A 16,054-nucleotide genomic window follows, 5' to 3' on the forward strand; every position below is an offset into this window, starting at 1 on the left:
ACGGTGACCTGGCCTCCGGTCGGCTCGTACCACCGGAGGCCGGGTCACCGTCCTTTCTGTTCAGCGGCGCTGCCGCTCAGCGGTACTGCTCGGCGATCCGGACGAACTGGATGTCGTCGATCCGCCCGCCGTCGCGGCCCGGCAGCTTCGCCTTCAGGTAGGCCTCCTGCTCGAACCCGGCCCGCCGCAGCACGTTGCGCGACGCCTCGTTGTACGGGAACGTCCCCGCGCACACCCGGATGATCCCGGCGTGCTCCATGGCCCAGTCGCTGATCAGGCGCGCCGCGCTGGTGGCCATGCCCCGGCCCCGGAACTCCGGCCGCAGGCCGTAGCCGATCAGCGCCTGCCGGGTGAACGGCTCCTGGTAGAACAGGCCGATGTCACCGGCGAACGCGCCGGTCGCCGCGTCGAGGATGACGCAGTCGGCACGCGCGCCCGCCAGCCACTCCGACTCGGCCCGCTCGCACCGGAAGCGCATGAACTCGGGCGTGATCGGGCCGCCCAGGTTGGTCTTGGCGACCTCGGGCAGGCTCTGCAGGGCGAAGATGTCGTCGGCGTCGGCCGGGGTCACCCGCCGCAGCACCACGTGGCCGTCGGTCAGCTGCCCGCCGGGCAGGTCCGGCAGGCCGGGCGCGACCCGGTCACCCGAGTCGGTGGCGAGCCGGACGTACGCGGTCAGGTCGGTCAGCGCGCCCGACCGGTCGGTCAGCGCGCCGCGGCGTACCCCCTCGCGGGTGAAGCCCGCCGCCAGCGCCACCCGCTGGCTGGCCGCGTTCGTCGGCGCGGTGAGCAGCTCCAGCCGATCGAAGCCGCGCTCGCGCAGCGCCCATTCCGACACCGTGCGGGCGGCCGCGGTGGCCACGCCCCGGCGGCGGGCCCACGGCGCGACCCAGTAGCCGACCGCCGCGTGGTTGCGCGAGACGCCGACCGGCAGCATGCTGGCCGCGCCGAGCAGCCGGTCGGTGGCCGGATCCACCACCGCCCAGGCCGCCCCGCCCGCCTGCCAGGCCGCGGGGGCGCCCTCGGCGATCCACCGGCGGGCGTCGTCGGCCGTGTGCGGCGACGGCAGCTCCGGCAGGTACCGCGCGATGTCCGGATCTTCGCAGGCCCGCACCCGGTCCGCCAGGTCGGCCTCGGCCCACGGGCGCAGCCGCACCGCCCCGCCGTCGAGCACCTGCTCACTCATGCCAGATCCTCTCTCACCAGCGCCGCGATCCACGCGTCGCGCCGCTCGCCCCGGTGCGCGCACCCGCCGCGCTGCACCCCTTCGAGGCGGAAGCCCGCCTTCTCGGCCACCCGCCGTGAGCCGTCGTTGCCGACGTGCGCCTTCCACTCGACCCGGGCCAGGCCCAGTTCCCGCAGACCGTACTCGGCGGCGGCGCGTAGCGCGGCGGACATGTAGCCGCGGCCGCGAGCGTACGGTGCCGTGACGAATCCCACATCGGCCACCTCGGGATCCTTGCCGATCCGCAGATCCAACTGCCCGACGTAGGACCCGTCGGCGCCGGCGACGACCCAGCAGGCGCCTTCGCGCCGCTGCCACCAGCCCGGCGCGTAGTCGGTGGTGAATCCTTCGGCCATCGCCCGGTCGTAGCCGAGCGGGATGGTGGTCCAGCGCAAAGACTCCGGGTCGGTGCAGGTGAGCAGGACGCTGTCGGCGTCCCTGAGCTCGGCGGGGCGGAGTGTGATCTTCTCGCCCGCCTCGGTCTCCGCGCGCAGCACGGGCTGGGGCGCGTCGTAAGGGGAAGACATGCCGGCAACCCTGACATACCGGGGGCGGCGGGCGCACGCTGGTTATACAGCGGTTTGTACGGCGGTGACCTGCGGGAACTTTGGGACTTCTTGTCCGATCTCGGTTGCTCCTTCCCCCAGGGGTGACGATTCCGTGTCCGATGCGCCTACGATGGGTCGGCAGACTGTCTAGGGAGCGTTGAACACCCGTGTCGATTTTCGAGAAGATCCTGCGTGCCGGCGAAGGGCGCATGCTTCGTCGGTTGAAGGCCATCGCTGTGGCGGTCAACTCCATCGAGGAGAACTACACCGACCTCACCGACGCCGAACTGCGGGCGCTGACCGACCAGTACCGTGAGCGTCTGGCCGACGGGGAGACCCTGGACGACCTGCTCCCGGAGGCTTTCGCCACGGTGCGAGAGGCGGCCAAGCGGGTGCTGCACAAGCGGCACTACGACGTCCAGATCATGGGCGGCGCCGCGCTGCACTTCGGCAACATCGCCGAGATGAAGACCGGTGAGGGCAAGACCCTGGTGTCGACCCTTCCGGCGTACCTCAACGCGCTGTCGGGCAACGGCGTCCACGTCATCACCGTGAACGACTACCTGGCCCAGCGCGACGCCGAGTGGATGGGCCGGGTGCACCGGTTCCTCGGCCTGACCGTCGGCGTGGTGCTGCCCAACCGCCCCGCCGCCGAGCACCGCGCGGCGTACGAGTGCGACATCACCTACGGCACGAACAACGAGTTCGGCTTCGACTACCTGCGCGACAACATGGCGTGGTCCGGCGCGGACATGGTCCAGCGCGGCCACAACTTCGCCATCGTCGACGAGGTGGACTCGATCCTCATCGACGAGGCGCGCACGCCGCTGATCATCTCCGGCCCGGCCGAGCAGTCGCAGCGGTGGTACGGCGAGTTCGCGCAGGTCGTCGCCCGGCTGGAGCGCGGCAAGGACGGCTCCGGCGACTACGAGGTCGACGAGTCCAAGCGCACCATCGCCGTCACCGAGCGCGGCGTCTCCCGCGTCGAGGACCGCCTGGGCATCGACAACCTGTACGAGTCGGTCAACACCCCGCTCGTCGGTTACCTGAACAACGCCATCAAGGCCAAGGAGCTCTACAAGCGCGACAAGGACTACATCGTCGCCGAGGGCGAGGTCCTGATCGTCGACGAGTTCACCGGTCGCATCCTGCACGGCCGCCGCTACAACGAGGGCATGCACCAGGCGATCGAGGCCAAGGAAGGCGTCGAGATCAAGCAGGAGAACCAGACCCTGGCGACGGTCACCCTGCAGAACTACTTCCGCATGTACGAGAAGCTCTCGGGCATGACCGGTACCGCGCAGACCGAGGCGGGCGAGTTCAACAAGGTCTACAACGTCGGCGTGGTGACCATGCCGACGCACCGCGCGATGGTCCGCCAGGACAAGTCGGACGTCATCTACAAGACCGAGAAGGCCAAGTTCCAGGCCGTGGTCGAGGACATCGCCGAGCGCCACGCCACCGGCCAGCCGGTGCTGGTCGGCACGGTGTCGGTGGAGAACTCCGAGATCCTGTCGCAGCTGCTGCGCCGCAAGGGCATCCCGCACTCGGTCCTCAACGCCAAGTACCACGCCCGCGAGGCGGAGATCGTCGCGCAGGCCGGCCGCAAGGGCGGCGTCACGGTCGCCACGAACATGGCCGGCCGCGGTACCGACATCCTGCTCGGCGGTAACCCGGAGTTCCTGGCCGCGGCGGAGCTGCGCCAGCGCGGGCTCACCGAGGAGGAGCACGGCGACGACTACCACAAGGCGTACGAGGAGATCCTTCCGCGCTGGGAGGAGGCCTGCAAGGAAGAGGCCGTCGAGGTCCAGGCCGCGGGCGGCCTGTACGTGCTCGGCACCGAGCGCCACGAGTCCCGCCGGATCGACAACCAGCTGCGCGGCCGCTCCGGCCGCCAGGGCGACCCGGGCGAGTCGCGGTTCTACCTGTCGCTGCAGGACGACCTGATGCGGCGCTTCCGCTCCGGCGCGGTGGAGGCGGTCATGGACCGCTTCAACATCCCGGAGGACGTGCCGATCGAGTCCAAGATGGTGACCCGGCAGATCCGCAGCGCGCAGACGCAGATCGAGGCGCAGAACGCCGAGATCCGCAAGAACGTGCTCAAGTACGACGAGGTCATGAACAAGCAGCGCCAGGTGATCTACGCCGAGCGCAAGCGCGTGCTCGACGGCGAGGACCTGAACGACCAGGTCCAGAGCATGATCGACGACGTGGTCGGGGCGTACGTGGACGGCGGCACCGTCGGCACCGGCAAGGAGTACGCCGACGACTGGGACCTCGACCAGCTGTGGACCAACCTCAGGCAGCTCTACCCGGTCGGCATCACGATCGACGAGCTCGAGGAGGAGGCCGGCGGCACGCGCAACACCTTCGACGCCGACTTCCTGCGCGAGCGGCTCAAGCAGGACGCGCACGAGGCGTACGAGCGCCGCGAGCAGCAGCTCGGCCCGGAGGCGACGCGCGAGCTGGAGCGCCAGGTGCTGCTGGCGGTCATCGACCGCAAGTGGCGTGAGCACCTGTACGAGATGGACTACCTCCAGGAGGGTGTCGGCCTGCGCGCGTACGCCCAGCGCGACCCGCTGGTGGAGTACCAGCGCGAGGGCTTCGACATGTTCGCCCAGATGATGGAGGGCATCAAGGAGGAGGCGGTCGGCTTCCTGTTCAACCTGGAGGTCCAGGTCGAGCACGAGCACGCCCCGGCCCAGCAGGAGGGCGTGCCGCTGCCCGACTCCGACTCCCACGTCGAGATCAAGGCCCGTGGTCTGCAGCGCCAGCAGCAGAGCCGCGGCCTGCAGTACACCTCGCCGACGATCGACGGTGCCGCGGGCGCCGGCGCGCCGCAGGTGCAGCAGGCTCCCGCCCTGGGCATCGGCAACAACAACAACGGCGACCGCCGCCCGTCCCCGCGCGGCGGCCGCGGCGCGGTGGCCGCCCCGGCGTCCCGCAACTCGCCCTGCCCCTGCGGCTCGGGCAAGAAGTACAAGCGCTGCCACGGCTCTGCCGAGTAAGCACCGCACGAAGAACGGGAGGACCGCCTGGGTGGCGGTCCTCCCGTCTTTCTGTGCGGCGCCCGGCTACCCCTGCCGTGCGCGCCGCACTCTCCCCTCCAGTGGTGGTGCGACCCGGAACGGCCGCCGCCTGGTGCCGTGCGGGCAGGCGTCCGCCCCGGGAGCCGGGTCGGGGCAGTGTGCCGGAGGGCGGCGGGTCAGAGCAGGACGGTGAGGGCGGTGCAGCGCCAGGTGGTGCCGTCGCGCTCCAGCCGGTACGCGATGGACCAGGTGCTGTGGCCGTCGCTGAGCACGGCGGCGACCTCGGCGACGCCGGGCCGGGGCTCGCAGGTGCGCAGCTGACGACGGCGCACGGGGGTGCGCGCGGTGGCGTTGCGCCGGGCCAGCCGCATCTTGGTCAGGCGGCGCAGCGCCCGGGTCAGCTCGTCGAGCACCTCGTTGGCCTCGGTGACGCGCAGCAGCGGGCGCAGCTGGCTGGGGGAGCGGAACCCGTTGAACAGCTCCAGGCACAGGTTGAGGAAGCGCAGCGCGGTGGTGTGGCACTCGGGCGAGGCCCCGGCGATCGCCTCGGGCGGGATCACCTCGCGCGGTTCGGACCGGACCGGCCGGTAGGTGGTGGGGCGCAGTTCGTCGTCGAACGGCGGGTCGAGCAGCGGCGCGCGGTGGATGCGGACCGCGCCCGGCGCAACGGCGGGCGGCGACGCTAGCACCGTCATGGGTTCACCACCTGAATCTTGAGTTTGCTTGAGTTTGCCTCCGTTTGAAATTCTCTGGCTACGAATGGGGCGCGGTCAATGCCTGTGGATAACTCTCAGTCCTCGCCGCCGGACAGGGGGTTGTCCTTGACGTACTGCTGCGCCTCGTCGTAGAGCTTGCCGATGAACTCCTCCAGCCGGGCGCGCTCCACCCGCCACTGACCACGGCCGCCGAGCCTGATCGCGGGCAGTTCGCCGCGGCGCACGAGCGCGTAGATCTGCGCCGCCGACGTGCTCAGCTCCTCGGCGACCTGCTCCAGGGTGAGGAAGCGCGGCTGCGGCTGGTTCATGGCGGAGTTCTCCCGAGGGTCTGCGTCAGGGGTCTGATGCTTCAGCTTGCTTCAGTTTGCCATCGGATGGCGGCTGACGGTGTGCCCGGTGCCGGACATGCGAGACTGTCCCCGACAGGTCGGACGAGCCGGAGGTGACCGCCGTGGCGGCAGAACTCGTACGGGTCTATCTGCCCGCGACCGTGCCGCTGGTGGCGGCCCTGGCGGAGTCGGGGGAGTTCGGCCGCCCGCCCGTCGCCGCCCACGCGGTGACCCCCGCCCTGCGCGAGTGGTACGCCGAGGGCGACGAGGAGGAGCTGGAGTACGTGGCCTTCCTGCGCGCCGCCCAGGACGCCCTGCGTCTGCTGCGCGACGATCCGGGCGCCCCGCGACGCCGGGTGGTGGTCTCCGTCGACGTGCCCGCCGACCAGGTGAGCGCCGACAGCCGCGAACTCGGCACCAGCGCGGTGCGGCTGCGCGACGCGGTCCGCCGGTCGGCGATCGCCGCGTTCCACGTGGACGAGCGGGAGGCGGAGCCGGTCGTGGCGGCGGCCGCGGAGGTGGTCGAGCGGGCCGCGGGCGGCGACCCCGACGCCCAGTTCACCGTCGACTCCGCCGAGGACCTGGACCTCCTCTGGTACGCCCCCGAGGAACTCACCGACCTCCTCGCCTCCTGACCACACCGCCCGGACCCGCGTCACCTGCCCCCGCCCGCCCCGCCCTTAAATTGACGCTGGCCTATCTAGTGGACCATTTTCCATGATCCGTGCTCTAGATAGGCCAGCGTCAATGCCAAGTCGGGGCGGTCGGGGCGGTCGGGGCGGTCGGGGCTCGGGCCGCCGCTGGGGCGCGCCGGGTGGGCGGGTCAGGCGTCGGGGGTGACCTTCGGGAGGGTGCGGCCGTACGCGACCATCGCCGTGATGGCGCCCACGAAGAACACCACCAGGCAGGTGTTCAGCCGCGAATCCGCCGCCATGTGCTCGAACAGCTGGTCCCCGGTCATGTCTGTACTCGCCATGCTGAGCAGCCACGGCGCGCCGAGGCGGGTGAACAGCTCGGCGACGGCCAGCATGAGCCCGGCCGCGCCGCCCGCGAGCAGGTAGACCGGCCAGCGGGGCGCTTGTCCGGCCTGGCGCGACAGCGCCCGCAGGCGCCAGAAGGCGAGCAGCCCGGCGGTGATGCCGGAGACCAGGGACAGGGTGAACGCGACCCAGCCGTTGGCGGCGTACCGCCCGGCGGGGGTGCCGTCGTCGCCGAAGAAGCGCAGCAGCGGGTCGGCGAAGCGGTGCGCGACGAACGCCAGGACCATGACGGACAGGGCGGCGATGACCCCGGCGCGCAGCAGCGGGCGGCTGCTCCAGGCGCCGAGCGCGCCGCCGAGGGCGCCCGCGAGGCCGACGGTGAGCGCCAGCACCCCGCCCGCTCCGGCGGGGACGCCGAAGACCAGCAGCGCGGCGGAGGTGGCCACGGCGCCGGCGAACAGGCCCGCGCCGATGCCGGCGGCGAACCGTACGCCGGTGGACGGGGCCTTGCCGTGGGCGTCCAGCCAGCCGGTGGTGAACAGGGAGACGGCCACGCCGGCGACCAGGCTGGCCTGGACCAGGCCGGGCAGCGCGACGGCGGCCAGCGCGAGGTTGAAGTCCATGCTGCCGGGCGTGAACGCGGTCCGGTTGACCAGCAGCGAGAGCAGCAGCCAGGCCAGCGCGGAGAAGGCGAGCCAGGTCGGCGCGGGCGCCACCGGGGCGGCCGGGGCGGGCGCGGCCGGAGTGCCCCGCCGCTGGGCCGGGGCGGGGGTGTCGACGGGGTCTGACGTGGCGATCGCTGGCTCGGTCATCGTGGTCTCCTGACGGGCGGCGGAGGGCCGGTCGCGGCCGTGGTGCACGCCGCCGCGGCGGGTCCTGGTCGCGAGGGCCTGGGACGGCAGGCGAGGGGGGTCGGGGTGCTCTGGCGACCTAGCCTAGCCATGCCGGAAGGGTGGGTATCGTGGACCGGGAGGGCTGGCCCGGCCACGTGGAACGGATCACATGGCAACGCTCGCCCGATGTCACGGACATGCTTTGCATGCGAGTATGCAAACGTTGCTGACATACCTTCCGATCGAAGGAGCCATCGATGGACGCCGTATCCCTGGTGCCCGACCCGCACAACGAGCCGGTGAAGACGTACGCCCCCGGCTCCAAGGAGCGGGCCAGCCTGACCAAGCGGCTGAAGGAGCTGGCCGCCGACCGGGTCGACCTGACGATGACCATCGACGGGCAGCAGCGTATGGGTGGCGGCCAGGCGATCGACGTCGTCCAGCCGCACAAGCACTCGCATGTGCTGGGAGTCACCCACAATGCCACCAACGCCGATGCGGTGGCGGCGGTGACGGCCGCCAAGAAAGCCGCCCCTCTTTGGCGTGATATGTCGTTCGACGACCGCGCGGCGGTCTTCCTCAAGGCCGCCGATCTGCTCGCCGGGCCGTGGCGCGACACCCTCAACGGCGCCACCATGCTGGGCCAGTCCAAGACCGTCCAGCAGGCCGAGATCGACTCGGCCTGCGAGCTGATCGACTTCCTGCGCTTCAACGTGCTGTTCGGGCGCAAGCTGCTGGCCGAGCAGCCGGTCTCCTCGCCCGGGGTGTGGAACCGGTTCGACCACCGCCCGCTGGAGGGCTTCGTCTACGCGATCACCCCGTTCAACTTCACCGCGATCGCGGGCAACCTGCCGGCGACCCCGGCGCTGATGGGCAACACCGTCGTGTGGAAGCCTGCGCACACCCAGCAGTTCGCGGCGCACTACGTGATGCGGCTGTTCGAGGAGGCGGGCCTGCCCCCGGGCGTGATCAACATGGTCACCGGCGACGGTCTGGCCGTCTCCGACGTCGCCCTGGCCGACCCGGACCTGGCCGGCATCCACTTCACCGGCTCGACCAAGGTGTTCCAGCACCTGTGGAAGCAGGTCGGCGACAACATCGCCGGGTACCGGTCGTACCCGCGCATCGTCGGCGAGACCGGCGGCAAGGACTTCGTGGTCGCGCACATGTCGGCCGACCCGGACGCGCTGGTGACCGCGCTGGTGCGGGGCGCGTTCGAGTACCAGGGGCAGAAGTGCTCGGCCGCCTCGCGGGCGTACGTGCCGCGCTCGCTGTGGGAGGCGGGCGTGCGCGACCAGCTCGTGGCCGACACGCGGTCGCTGACCTACGGCGACGTCAACGACTTCGGCAACTTCGGCGGGGCCGTGATCGACGGGCGGGCGTTCGCGCGGCACGCGGCGGCGATCGAGAAGGCCAGGGCGTCGGAGTCCTGCGAGATCATCGCGGGCGGCACCGTGGACGACAGCGAGGGCTTCTTCGTCTCGCCGACGGTCATCGTCTGCGACGACCCGACCAACGAGATCTTCACCACCGAGTACTTCGGGCCGATCCTGGCCGTGCACGTCTTCGACGACGCCGACTTCGAGGCCGTGGTCCGCCAGGCCGAGAGCGTCGCGCCGTACGCGCTGACGGGTGCGGTCTTCGCCCAGGACCGCCGGGCGCTGGAGTGGATGGCCAAGGAGCTGCGCTTCGCGGCGGGCAACTTCTACCTCAACGACAAGCCGACCGGTGCCGTGGTGGGCCAGCAGCCCTTCGGCGGCGGCCGCGCCTCGGGCACCAACGACAAGGCGGGCTCCTGGCACAACCTGGTCCGCTGGATGTCGCCGCGGACCATCAAGGAGACCTTCGTGCCGCCGAAGGACCACCGGTACCCGCACATGGACACCGACAACCCGCGCGCCTGACCGGCGCCGACGCGCCGCACCCGCCCGCTGGGCGGGTGCGGCGTGGTGTTGGCCGGACAAATCGGATGAAGGCTACCGTTGGCGGGTGACCGGGGAGGCGCGCAGCTTCGGCGAGCAGGGCGGGCGGCTCACCTACGGGCGGTACCTGCGCATCGCGGAGCTGCTCGACCAGCAGCGGCCCGAATCGGACCCGCCGGCCCACGACGAGCTGCTCTTCATAACCATCCACCAGGTGTACGAGCTGTGGTTCCAGCTGCTGCTGCACGAGCTGGCCGACGCGCGCGACCACCTGCTGGCCGGGGAGGCCTACCTGCCCCGGGTGCGGCTGGAGCGCTGCCAGGTGATCGAGCGGCTGCTGATGCAGCAGGTCGACGTGATCGACACGATGACTCCGCAGGACTTCCTGGCATTCCGGACAAACCTCGCATCCGCCTCAGGCTTCCAATCGGTCCAGTTCCGGGAGATCGAGTTCCTCTCCGGGCTCAAGCACCCCGGTTTCGTGCGTCGGCTGCGCAACCTGGAGCCCGCCGAGGAGCGGCGGCTGCGGGCCCGGCTGGCCGAGCCGAGCCTGTGGGACGGCTTCCTCGCCCTGCTGACCGCGCACGGCTTCGCGGTGGACACACCGGACGAGCGGCTCGCCTCGCTGTCGGCCGTCGCGCACGACCGGGAGCGCTACGGGGCGCTGTGGGACGTGGCCGAGGCGCTGCTCGCGCACGATCAGGCGTGGGCGCTGTGGCGCGCACGGCACGTGTTGATGGCAGAACGGCAGATAGGCACTAAACCGGGCACGGGCGGCTCGGCGGGGGCGCCGTACCTCAGGTCACGAATTGATTTCAGGTTCTATCCGGACCTGTGGGCGCTGCGCGCCACCCTCTGACGGGGCGGGCCACCCTGCGAAGTGACCCCGATACGCTACGTGCGAGAATATGTCCGATTAGTCGGATCTCGCGGCGCGAAATCAGGGAAGATCACGCACAAGGCGTCGGCAGTCCGACAAGATCGACACGCCGAAGAAATATGCGGCTTTTGCGCGATCCCGCCAGGCAGGCAGTCTGAGGCAGGAAACGGACATATTACTGTCTGATCAGACAGTCGAAGCTGGACTGTCCGGCGGGAACAGTCCACTGTGTATGAGCGATATCCTGGACAGAAGGCCGCTGAAGTGGCAGCGTTGAGACATGGCAGAGGTAGGAATCAACGCTACTGCGGCGGCCGTGCTCGGTCTGCTGCACGATGGCCCGATGACCGGTGGCCAACTCATGGCCGCGGCCGAGCGCAGACTCAGCCCGTACTGGTCCATGACCCGGTCCCAGGTCTACCGCGAGCTGCCGGTCCTCGCCGAGCTCGGCTACGTCAAGCTCGGCAAGCCCGGCCCGCGGGCCAGCCAGCCCTACGCGATCACCGCGTCGGGCAAGCGGGCCTTCGCCCGCTGGCTGAACGAGGAGCCCGGCCGCGAGCTGGTGCGCAACCCGTACGCGCTGCGTGTCGCGTTCGGATCCACGCACGCGACCAACCAGTTCGACTCGCTGCTCAACAGCGCCAACACCCACCACACCGAGGCCCTGGCGGAAGCCCGCGAGCAGGCCAAGGAGGCGAAGAAGGAAGGCGACGAGTTCACCGCGGCCGGGCTGGAGTTCGCCGTCGCCTACCACAAGGCGGCACTGAACTGGCTGAAGAGCGCGATCGCTAAGTGAGCTGAGGTCGCGCCGTCGCCAGCGCCGCGCGCAGCCCGGCCGCGGCAGCAGACGTCGCACCCAGCGCATCCAGGGCGAAGAGGCCCGCTCCCACCACCGGCGGCGCAGCCACCACGGCGAGCCGAACAGCCGACGAGTGGGCCTTCACCCCTTCGTAGACCGCGTCGTTGAGCAGCGCGTGACCGGCCCGCAGCACCCCGCCGCCGAGGACCACCTCATACGGCAGGTCGCGCAGGCCGAGCCGGTCCGCGGCCACGGTCACCATGGCCGTGATCTCCGACGCCTGCCGGGCCACCACCCGCCGGGCCACCCCGTCACCGGCGGCCGCCACCGCGAACAGCACCTCGCTCAGGCTGTCCAGCCGCGCCGAGGGCAGCTCGCCCAGGTGCACCCCGGCGATCACCTCCAGCACGGTGCCCCGCCCGAAGTGCGCGGCCACCGCCCCGGCCAGCGCCGTCGCCGGGCCCCGTCCGTCCTCGCCCCGCGCGGCGTGCCACATCGCCAGCGACGCCAGGTGCTGGCCGCCGCCCCAGTCCCCGGCGATCATGCCGAGCGCGGGGAAGCGCGCGGTACGCCCGTCGGCGGCCCGGCCCACGCAGTTGATGCCCGCGCCGCACACCACCGCCACCGCGTCGGGGCTGTCGGTGCCCGCGCGCATCAGCGCGAACGTGTCGTTGTCCACCCGGTACGACTCGGCCCAGCCGGTCGCCGCGATCGCCGCCGCCGCCACGTCGACCTCGATCGGCAGGTCGACCCCGGACAGGTACACCTCGGCGCGGGCGACCGGCACCGTCGGCGGCATCTCGGCCGCCCGCAGCGCCGCCGACACCAGCCCGTCGACGAGCTTCACCGCCGCGTCGACGCCGAGGGTCTGCGGGGACGAGCCGGGGCCGCGCACGAAGCCGTGCACGCGGCCGTCGGTGTCGGCCAGCACCACGTCGGTCTTGGAGTTGCCGCCGTCGACGGCCAGGAACAGCTCGGTGGAGTTCATCGGGCCCACGCCAGGTGCGCGGAGTTGGCGGCCAGCAGCTTGTCGGTCAGCGCCTCGGCCTGCTCGTACTGCCCGACCAGCGGGTGGGCCAGCAGCGCGTCGTAGACCCGGTCCCGGCCGCCGTGCACGGCCGCCCGGACGGCCAGCTCCTCGTACGCCGCTACGCCGGAGATCAGCCCCGAGATCAGCGGGGACACCGGGGGCGCCGCCAGCGGCACCGCGCCGTCGCGGTCCACCCGGGCGCTCACCTCGATCACCGCCTCGTCGGGCAGGAACGGCAGGTTGCCGTTGTTGCGCAGGTCCACCGCGTGGGTCGCGCCGTCGCCGGTGACCAGCGAGGTGATCAGGCCGACCGCGGCTTCGGAGTAGAACGCGCCGCCGCGCTGCGACAGCAGCTCGGGCTTGGTGGAAAGGGCCGGGTCGGCGTACATGGTGAGCAGCTGGGACTCCATGGCGGCCACCTTCTCGCCCCGGGTCGGCGCGCCGCGCTCCTCGCGTACGACCAGGTCGTGGGCGTAGAAGTAGCGCAGGTAGTACGACGGGACGCTGCCCAGGCGGGCGAGCAGGTCGGCGGGCAGCTGCACCTGGTCGGCCAGCGCGGGCAGGTGGTCGCGCAGCAGCTCGGGCAGCCGGTCGACGCCGTCGACGAACGCGGCGCGCTCCCAGGTCAGGTGGTTCAGACCGACGTGGTCCAGGGTGACCTGCGCCGGGTCCACGCCCAGCAGCGCGGCGAAGCGCCGCTGGAAGCCGATCGCCACGTTGCACAGGCCGACCGCCCTGTGGCCGGCGTCCAGCAGCGCCCGGGTGACGATGCCGACCGGGTTGGTGAAGTCGACGATCCAGGCGCCCGGGTTGGCCAGCCGGGCGGCGCGCTCGGCGATGTCGAGCACGACCGGCACCGTACGCAGCGCCTTGGCCAGGCCGCCCGCGCCGGTGGTCTCCTGCCCGACGCACCCGCAGTCCAGCGGGAACGTCTCGTCGCTGATCCGGGCGGCCTGCCCGCCGACGCGCAGCTGGAGCACCACCACGTCGGCGCCGCTCAGCCCCGCGTCCAGGTCGGCGGTCCAGGTCAGCTTGCCCGGGTGGCCGTGGTGGGCCATCAGCCGCCGCGCGTACGGCCCGATCACGTCGAGCCGGTCGGCGGCCGGGTCGACCAGCGCCAGCTCGGTGACGTCGAGGCTGCCGGCGAGGCGGGCGAACCCGTCGACCAGCTCGGGGGTGTAGGTGGAGCCTCCACCCACGACTGCGATCTTCATGTGGTTCTCCGTGGGGTGTGGTGCGGGTCAGGCCGGGGTCAGCGCGTAGCGCAGCGAGTCGATGAGGGCTTCGCGCACCGCGCGCAGCCCGGCGTCCGCGGCGCCCAGCAGCACCGCGTCGTCGGCCAGCGCGGTCACCGCCACCGGAGTGCGCAGCGGGGTGTCCCGGTGGAACGCCTCGACGACCAGGTCGCGCAGCGTGTCCCCGCCGGCCTGGGCCACCTCCCCGGCGAGCACCACCAGCGGCGGGTCCAGCAGCGCGGCCACCGCCGCCAGCGCCACCGCGATCCGGTCCGCCAGCGCCCGCAGGAAGCCCGCCGCGTCGGCACCGGGGTCGGCCACGGCGGCGGCGACCGCGTCCTCGGCCGTCGGCCCCGTGATGCCGTACGTCGCCGCGAGCGCGAGCACGGCCGGGCCGCCGACCAGCTCCTGCATGTCGCGGGGCTGGCCGCCGAGGCCGACCGGGACGTACCCGATCTCGCCGGCGCCGCCGGTCGCGCCGCGCAGCAGCGATGGGCCGAGGTCGATGGCGCAGCCCAGGCCCGCGCCGAACCACAGCAGCACGAAGCTGTCGGTGCCCTTGCCCGCGCCGCGGTGGCGCTCGGCGATGGCGGCCAGGTTGACGTCGTTCTCGGCGGTCACGGTCAGATCGAGCCGGGTGGCGAGGTCGCCGACCAGGCCCGGCCGCTGCCAGCCGGTGAGGTCGATGTGCCGGATCGTGTCGGTGCCCGGGTGGTACGACCCCGGCACGCCCAGCTGCAGGTGGGTGAGCCGGTCCAGGGTGAGTCCGGCGGTGGCGCACAGGTCGGCCAGGATCAGCCGCACCGTGTCGACCGGGTCGTCGGCGGCCGGGGCGAGCTGCTCCTGGGTGAACTCGGCCTGGGCCAGCACCGCTCCGGTGAGGTCGCACAGCGCCGCGTCGTAGGGCGCGTGCGCGGTCTCGGTGGTGTCGCGCACCGAGATGGCCGCGACCACGGCGGCGCTCGGGTTGACCGCGTACACCTCGGCGTTGGGGCCGGGCCCGCCGCTGGTGTGCCCGACGACCACGGCCAGCCCCGCCTCGGTGAGCGTGCGCAGCACGTCCGAGGTGGTGGGCTTGGACAGGCCGGTCAGTTCCCGCAGTTCGCCGCGGGTGAGGGTGCCCCGATCGAGCAGCAGTGCCAGCGTGGCACTCTCGTTCATGGCGCGTAGCAGTTTCGACGATCCAGCCAGCCGTGACACGACCCGCCCCCTGGGTTCACTGATCGGTGAAACAACGTTCATAATTGGCAACCAACTTTACTATCTTGGTTGCCTGGCCCGTTGTCAAGCGCGGTCCCGAGCGGCGGGCCTCGGGCGGTTATCGGTGGCGGTCCCTACTAGTCTTGTCGTGTGACTGCCGACTACGCCGATCAGCTCAAGTCCCTCGACGCGACCATGCGCAACATCGAGTCCGTGCTCGACATCAACCGGCTGCGCCGGGACAAGGAGCAGCTCGAGCAGGAGGCTTCGGCGCCCGACCTGTGGGACGACCAGGCCAAGGCGCAGGACGTCACGTCGCGGCTGTCCTACGTCAACGGCGAGATCGGGCGGCTGGAGCGGCTGCGCGGCCGGATCGACGACGCCGAGGTGCTGCTGGAGCTGGCGCAGGCCGAGGGCGACGCGGGCTCGCTGGCCGAGGTCGGCACCGAGCTGGTCGCACTCGCGAAGGCGGTCGAGGAGCTGGAGGTGCGCACCCTGCTCTCCGGCGAGTACGACTCCCGCGAGGCGCTGGTCGCCATCCGGGCCGGCGCCGGCGGCGTGGACGCGGCCGACTTCGCCGAGATGCTGCTGCGCATGTACCTGCGCTGGGCCGAGCGGCACGGCTACCCGACCGAGGTCTACGACACCTCGTACGCGGAGGAGGCGGGCCTGAAGTCGGCGACCTTCGCCGTCAAGGTGCCCTACGCGTACGGCACGCTCAGCGTGGAGTCGGGCACGCACCGGCTGGTCCGCATCAGCCCGTTCGACAACCAGGGGCGGCGCCAGACCAGCTTCGCCGGGGTCGAGGTGCTGCCGGTGGTGGAGCAGACCGACCACATCGACATCCCCGAGAACGAGATGCGGGTGGACGTCTTCCGCTCCAGCGGTCCGGGCGGGCAGAGCGTCAACACGACCGACTCGGCGGTGCGGATCACGCACATCCCGACCGGGATCGTGGTGTCCTGCCAGAACGAGAAGTCCCAGCTGCAGAACAAGGCCTCCGCGATGCGGGTGCTCCAGGCGCGGCTGCTCGAGCGCAAGCGCTCGGAGGAGAAGGCGAAGATGGACGGGCTGAAGACCGACGCGGCGGGGTCGTGGGGCGACCAGATGCGGTCGTACGTGCTGCACCCGTACCAGATGGTCAAGGACCTGCGGACCGAGTTCGAGACGGGGAACCCGACGGCGGTGTTCGACGGGGAGATCGACAGCTTCGTGGAGGCGGGCATCCGCTGGCGCAAGCAGCGCCAGCTCGAGGCGGCCTGACCGCCCCCGCACCACCGGCTTTAAATCGACGCTGGCCTATCAAGAAGACGGATTTCGGAATCCCG

Annotated in this window: 14 protein-coding genes; 6 read left to right on the forward strand and 8 right to left on the reverse strand. The window is 71.7% G+C overall.

Features of this window, described 5'->3' with window-relative positions; all coding sequences use genetic code 11:
- Positions 1-76: 76 nt before the first annotated feature.
- On the reverse strand, positions 77-1,186 hold the full coding sequence (locus QEZ54_RS06035; protein WP_281303446.1) for a GNAT family N-acetyltransferase: 1,110 nt from the start codon (positions 1,184-1,186) through the stop codon (positions 77-79).
- Entirely contained in the window at positions 1,183-1,752 is a 570-nt protein-coding gene (locus QEZ54_RS06040) for a GNAT family protein (RefSeq protein WP_281303447.1), read from the reverse strand. The genes QEZ54_RS06035 and QEZ54_RS06040 overlap by 4 nt, the downstream gene beginning before the upstream one ends.
- Before the next feature lie 188 nt (positions 1,753-1,940).
- Between QEZ54_RS06040 and secA the strand changes: the two genes are divergently transcribed.
- Positions 1,941-4,781 (forward strand): preprotein translocase subunit SecA, encoded by a 2,841-nt coding sequence (secA, locus tag QEZ54_RS06045; protein ID WP_281303448.1) that lies wholly within the window; start codon positions 1,941-1,943, stop codon positions 4,779-4,781.
- A 197-nt stretch (positions 4,782-4,978) separates the two neighbouring features.
- Here secA and QEZ54_RS06050 read toward each other — a convergent pair whose 3' ends face one another.
- Positions 4,979-5,497, reverse strand: a complete 519-nt coding sequence (locus QEZ54_RS06050) for an Rv3235 family protein (protein ID WP_281303449.1) — start codon at positions 5,495-5,497, stop codon at positions 4,979-4,981.
- Between the two features lie 95 nt (positions 5,498-5,592).
- Positions 5,593-5,826, reverse strand: coding sequence for a helix-turn-helix domain-containing protein (locus QEZ54_RS06055; RefSeq protein ID WP_281303450.1), 234 nt, complete (start codon positions 5,824-5,826; stop codon positions 5,593-5,595).
- 143 nt (positions 5,827-5,969) lie between these two features.
- Here QEZ54_RS06055 and QEZ54_RS06060 point away from each other — a divergent pair, with 143 nt between their 5' ends.
- Positions 5,970-6,482, forward strand: a complete 513-nt coding sequence (locus QEZ54_RS06060; protein ID WP_281303451.1) for a hypothetical protein — start codon at positions 5,970-5,972, stop codon at positions 6,480-6,482.
- A 188-nt stretch (positions 6,483-6,670) separates the two neighbouring features.
- Here QEZ54_RS06060 and QEZ54_RS06065 read toward each other — a convergent pair whose 3' ends face one another.
- The gene (locus tag QEZ54_RS06065; protein ID WP_281303452.1) at positions 6,671-7,639 is read right to left on the reverse strand and encodes a hypothetical protein; all 969 of its coding nucleotides are present in this window, start codon (positions 7,637-7,639) and stop codon (positions 6,671-6,673) included.
- Between the two features lie 278 nt (positions 7,640-7,917).
- Between QEZ54_RS06065 and pruA the strand changes: the two genes are divergently transcribed.
- From pruA to QEZ54_RS06080, 3 genes are all read left to right on the forward strand, one after another.
- Entirely contained in the window at positions 7,918-9,564 is a 1,647-nt protein-coding gene (gene pruA / locus QEZ54_RS06070) for an L-glutamate gamma-semialdehyde dehydrogenase (protein WP_281303453.1), read from the forward strand.
- An 85-nt stretch (positions 9,565-9,649) separates the two neighbouring features.
- A complete protein-coding gene (locus QEZ54_RS06075; RefSeq protein ID WP_281303454.1) occupies positions 9,650-10,441 on the forward strand; it encodes a tryptophan 2,3-dioxygenase family protein in 792 nt (263 codons plus the stop codon).
- A 301-nt stretch (positions 10,442-10,742) separates the two neighbouring features.
- The gene (locus QEZ54_RS06080) at positions 10,743-11,258 is read left to right on the forward strand and encodes a PadR family transcriptional regulator (protein WP_217394897.1); all 516 of its coding nucleotides are present in this window, start codon (positions 10,743-10,745) and stop codon (positions 11,256-11,258) included.
- Here the strand turns inward: QEZ54_RS06080 and QEZ54_RS06085 are convergent.
- From QEZ54_RS06085 to QEZ54_RS06095, 3 genes are read right to left on the reverse strand one after another with little or no spacing between them, the layout of a single operon-like run.
- A complete protein-coding gene (locus QEZ54_RS06085; protein ID WP_281303455.1) occupies positions 11,251-12,249 on the reverse strand; it encodes a BadF/BadG/BcrA/BcrD ATPase family protein in 999 nt (332 codons plus the stop codon). The genes QEZ54_RS06080 and QEZ54_RS06085 overlap by 8 nt on opposite strands.
- A complete protein-coding gene (locus QEZ54_RS06090) occupies positions 12,246-13,505 on the reverse strand; it encodes a 6-phospho-beta-glucosidase (RefSeq protein WP_281303456.1) in 1,260 nt (419 codons plus the stop codon). The genes QEZ54_RS06085 and QEZ54_RS06090 overlap by 4 nt, the downstream gene beginning before the upstream one ends.
- Before the next feature lie 27 nt (positions 13,506-13,532).
- Positions 13,533-14,687 (reverse strand): ROK family transcriptional regulator, encoded by a 1,155-nt coding sequence (locus QEZ54_RS06095; RefSeq protein ID WP_281303457.1) that lies wholly within the window; start codon positions 14,685-14,687, stop codon positions 13,533-13,535.
- Between the two features lie 189 nt (positions 14,688-14,876).
- On the opposite strand from QEZ54_RS06095, the gene prfB reads away from it, so the two are divergent.
- Positions 14,877-15,989, forward strand: a complete 1,113-nt coding sequence (gene prfB, locus QEZ54_RS06100) for a peptide chain release factor 2 (protein ID WP_281303458.1) — start codon at positions 14,877-14,879, stop codon at positions 15,987-15,989.
- Positions 15,990-16,054 lie beyond the last annotated feature (65 nt).

Origin of the sequence: Catellatospora sp. KI3 (assembly GCF_029948125.1) — a bacterium.
Lineage (GTDB): Bacteria > Actinomycetota > Actinomycetes > Mycobacteriales > Micromonosporaceae > Catellatospora.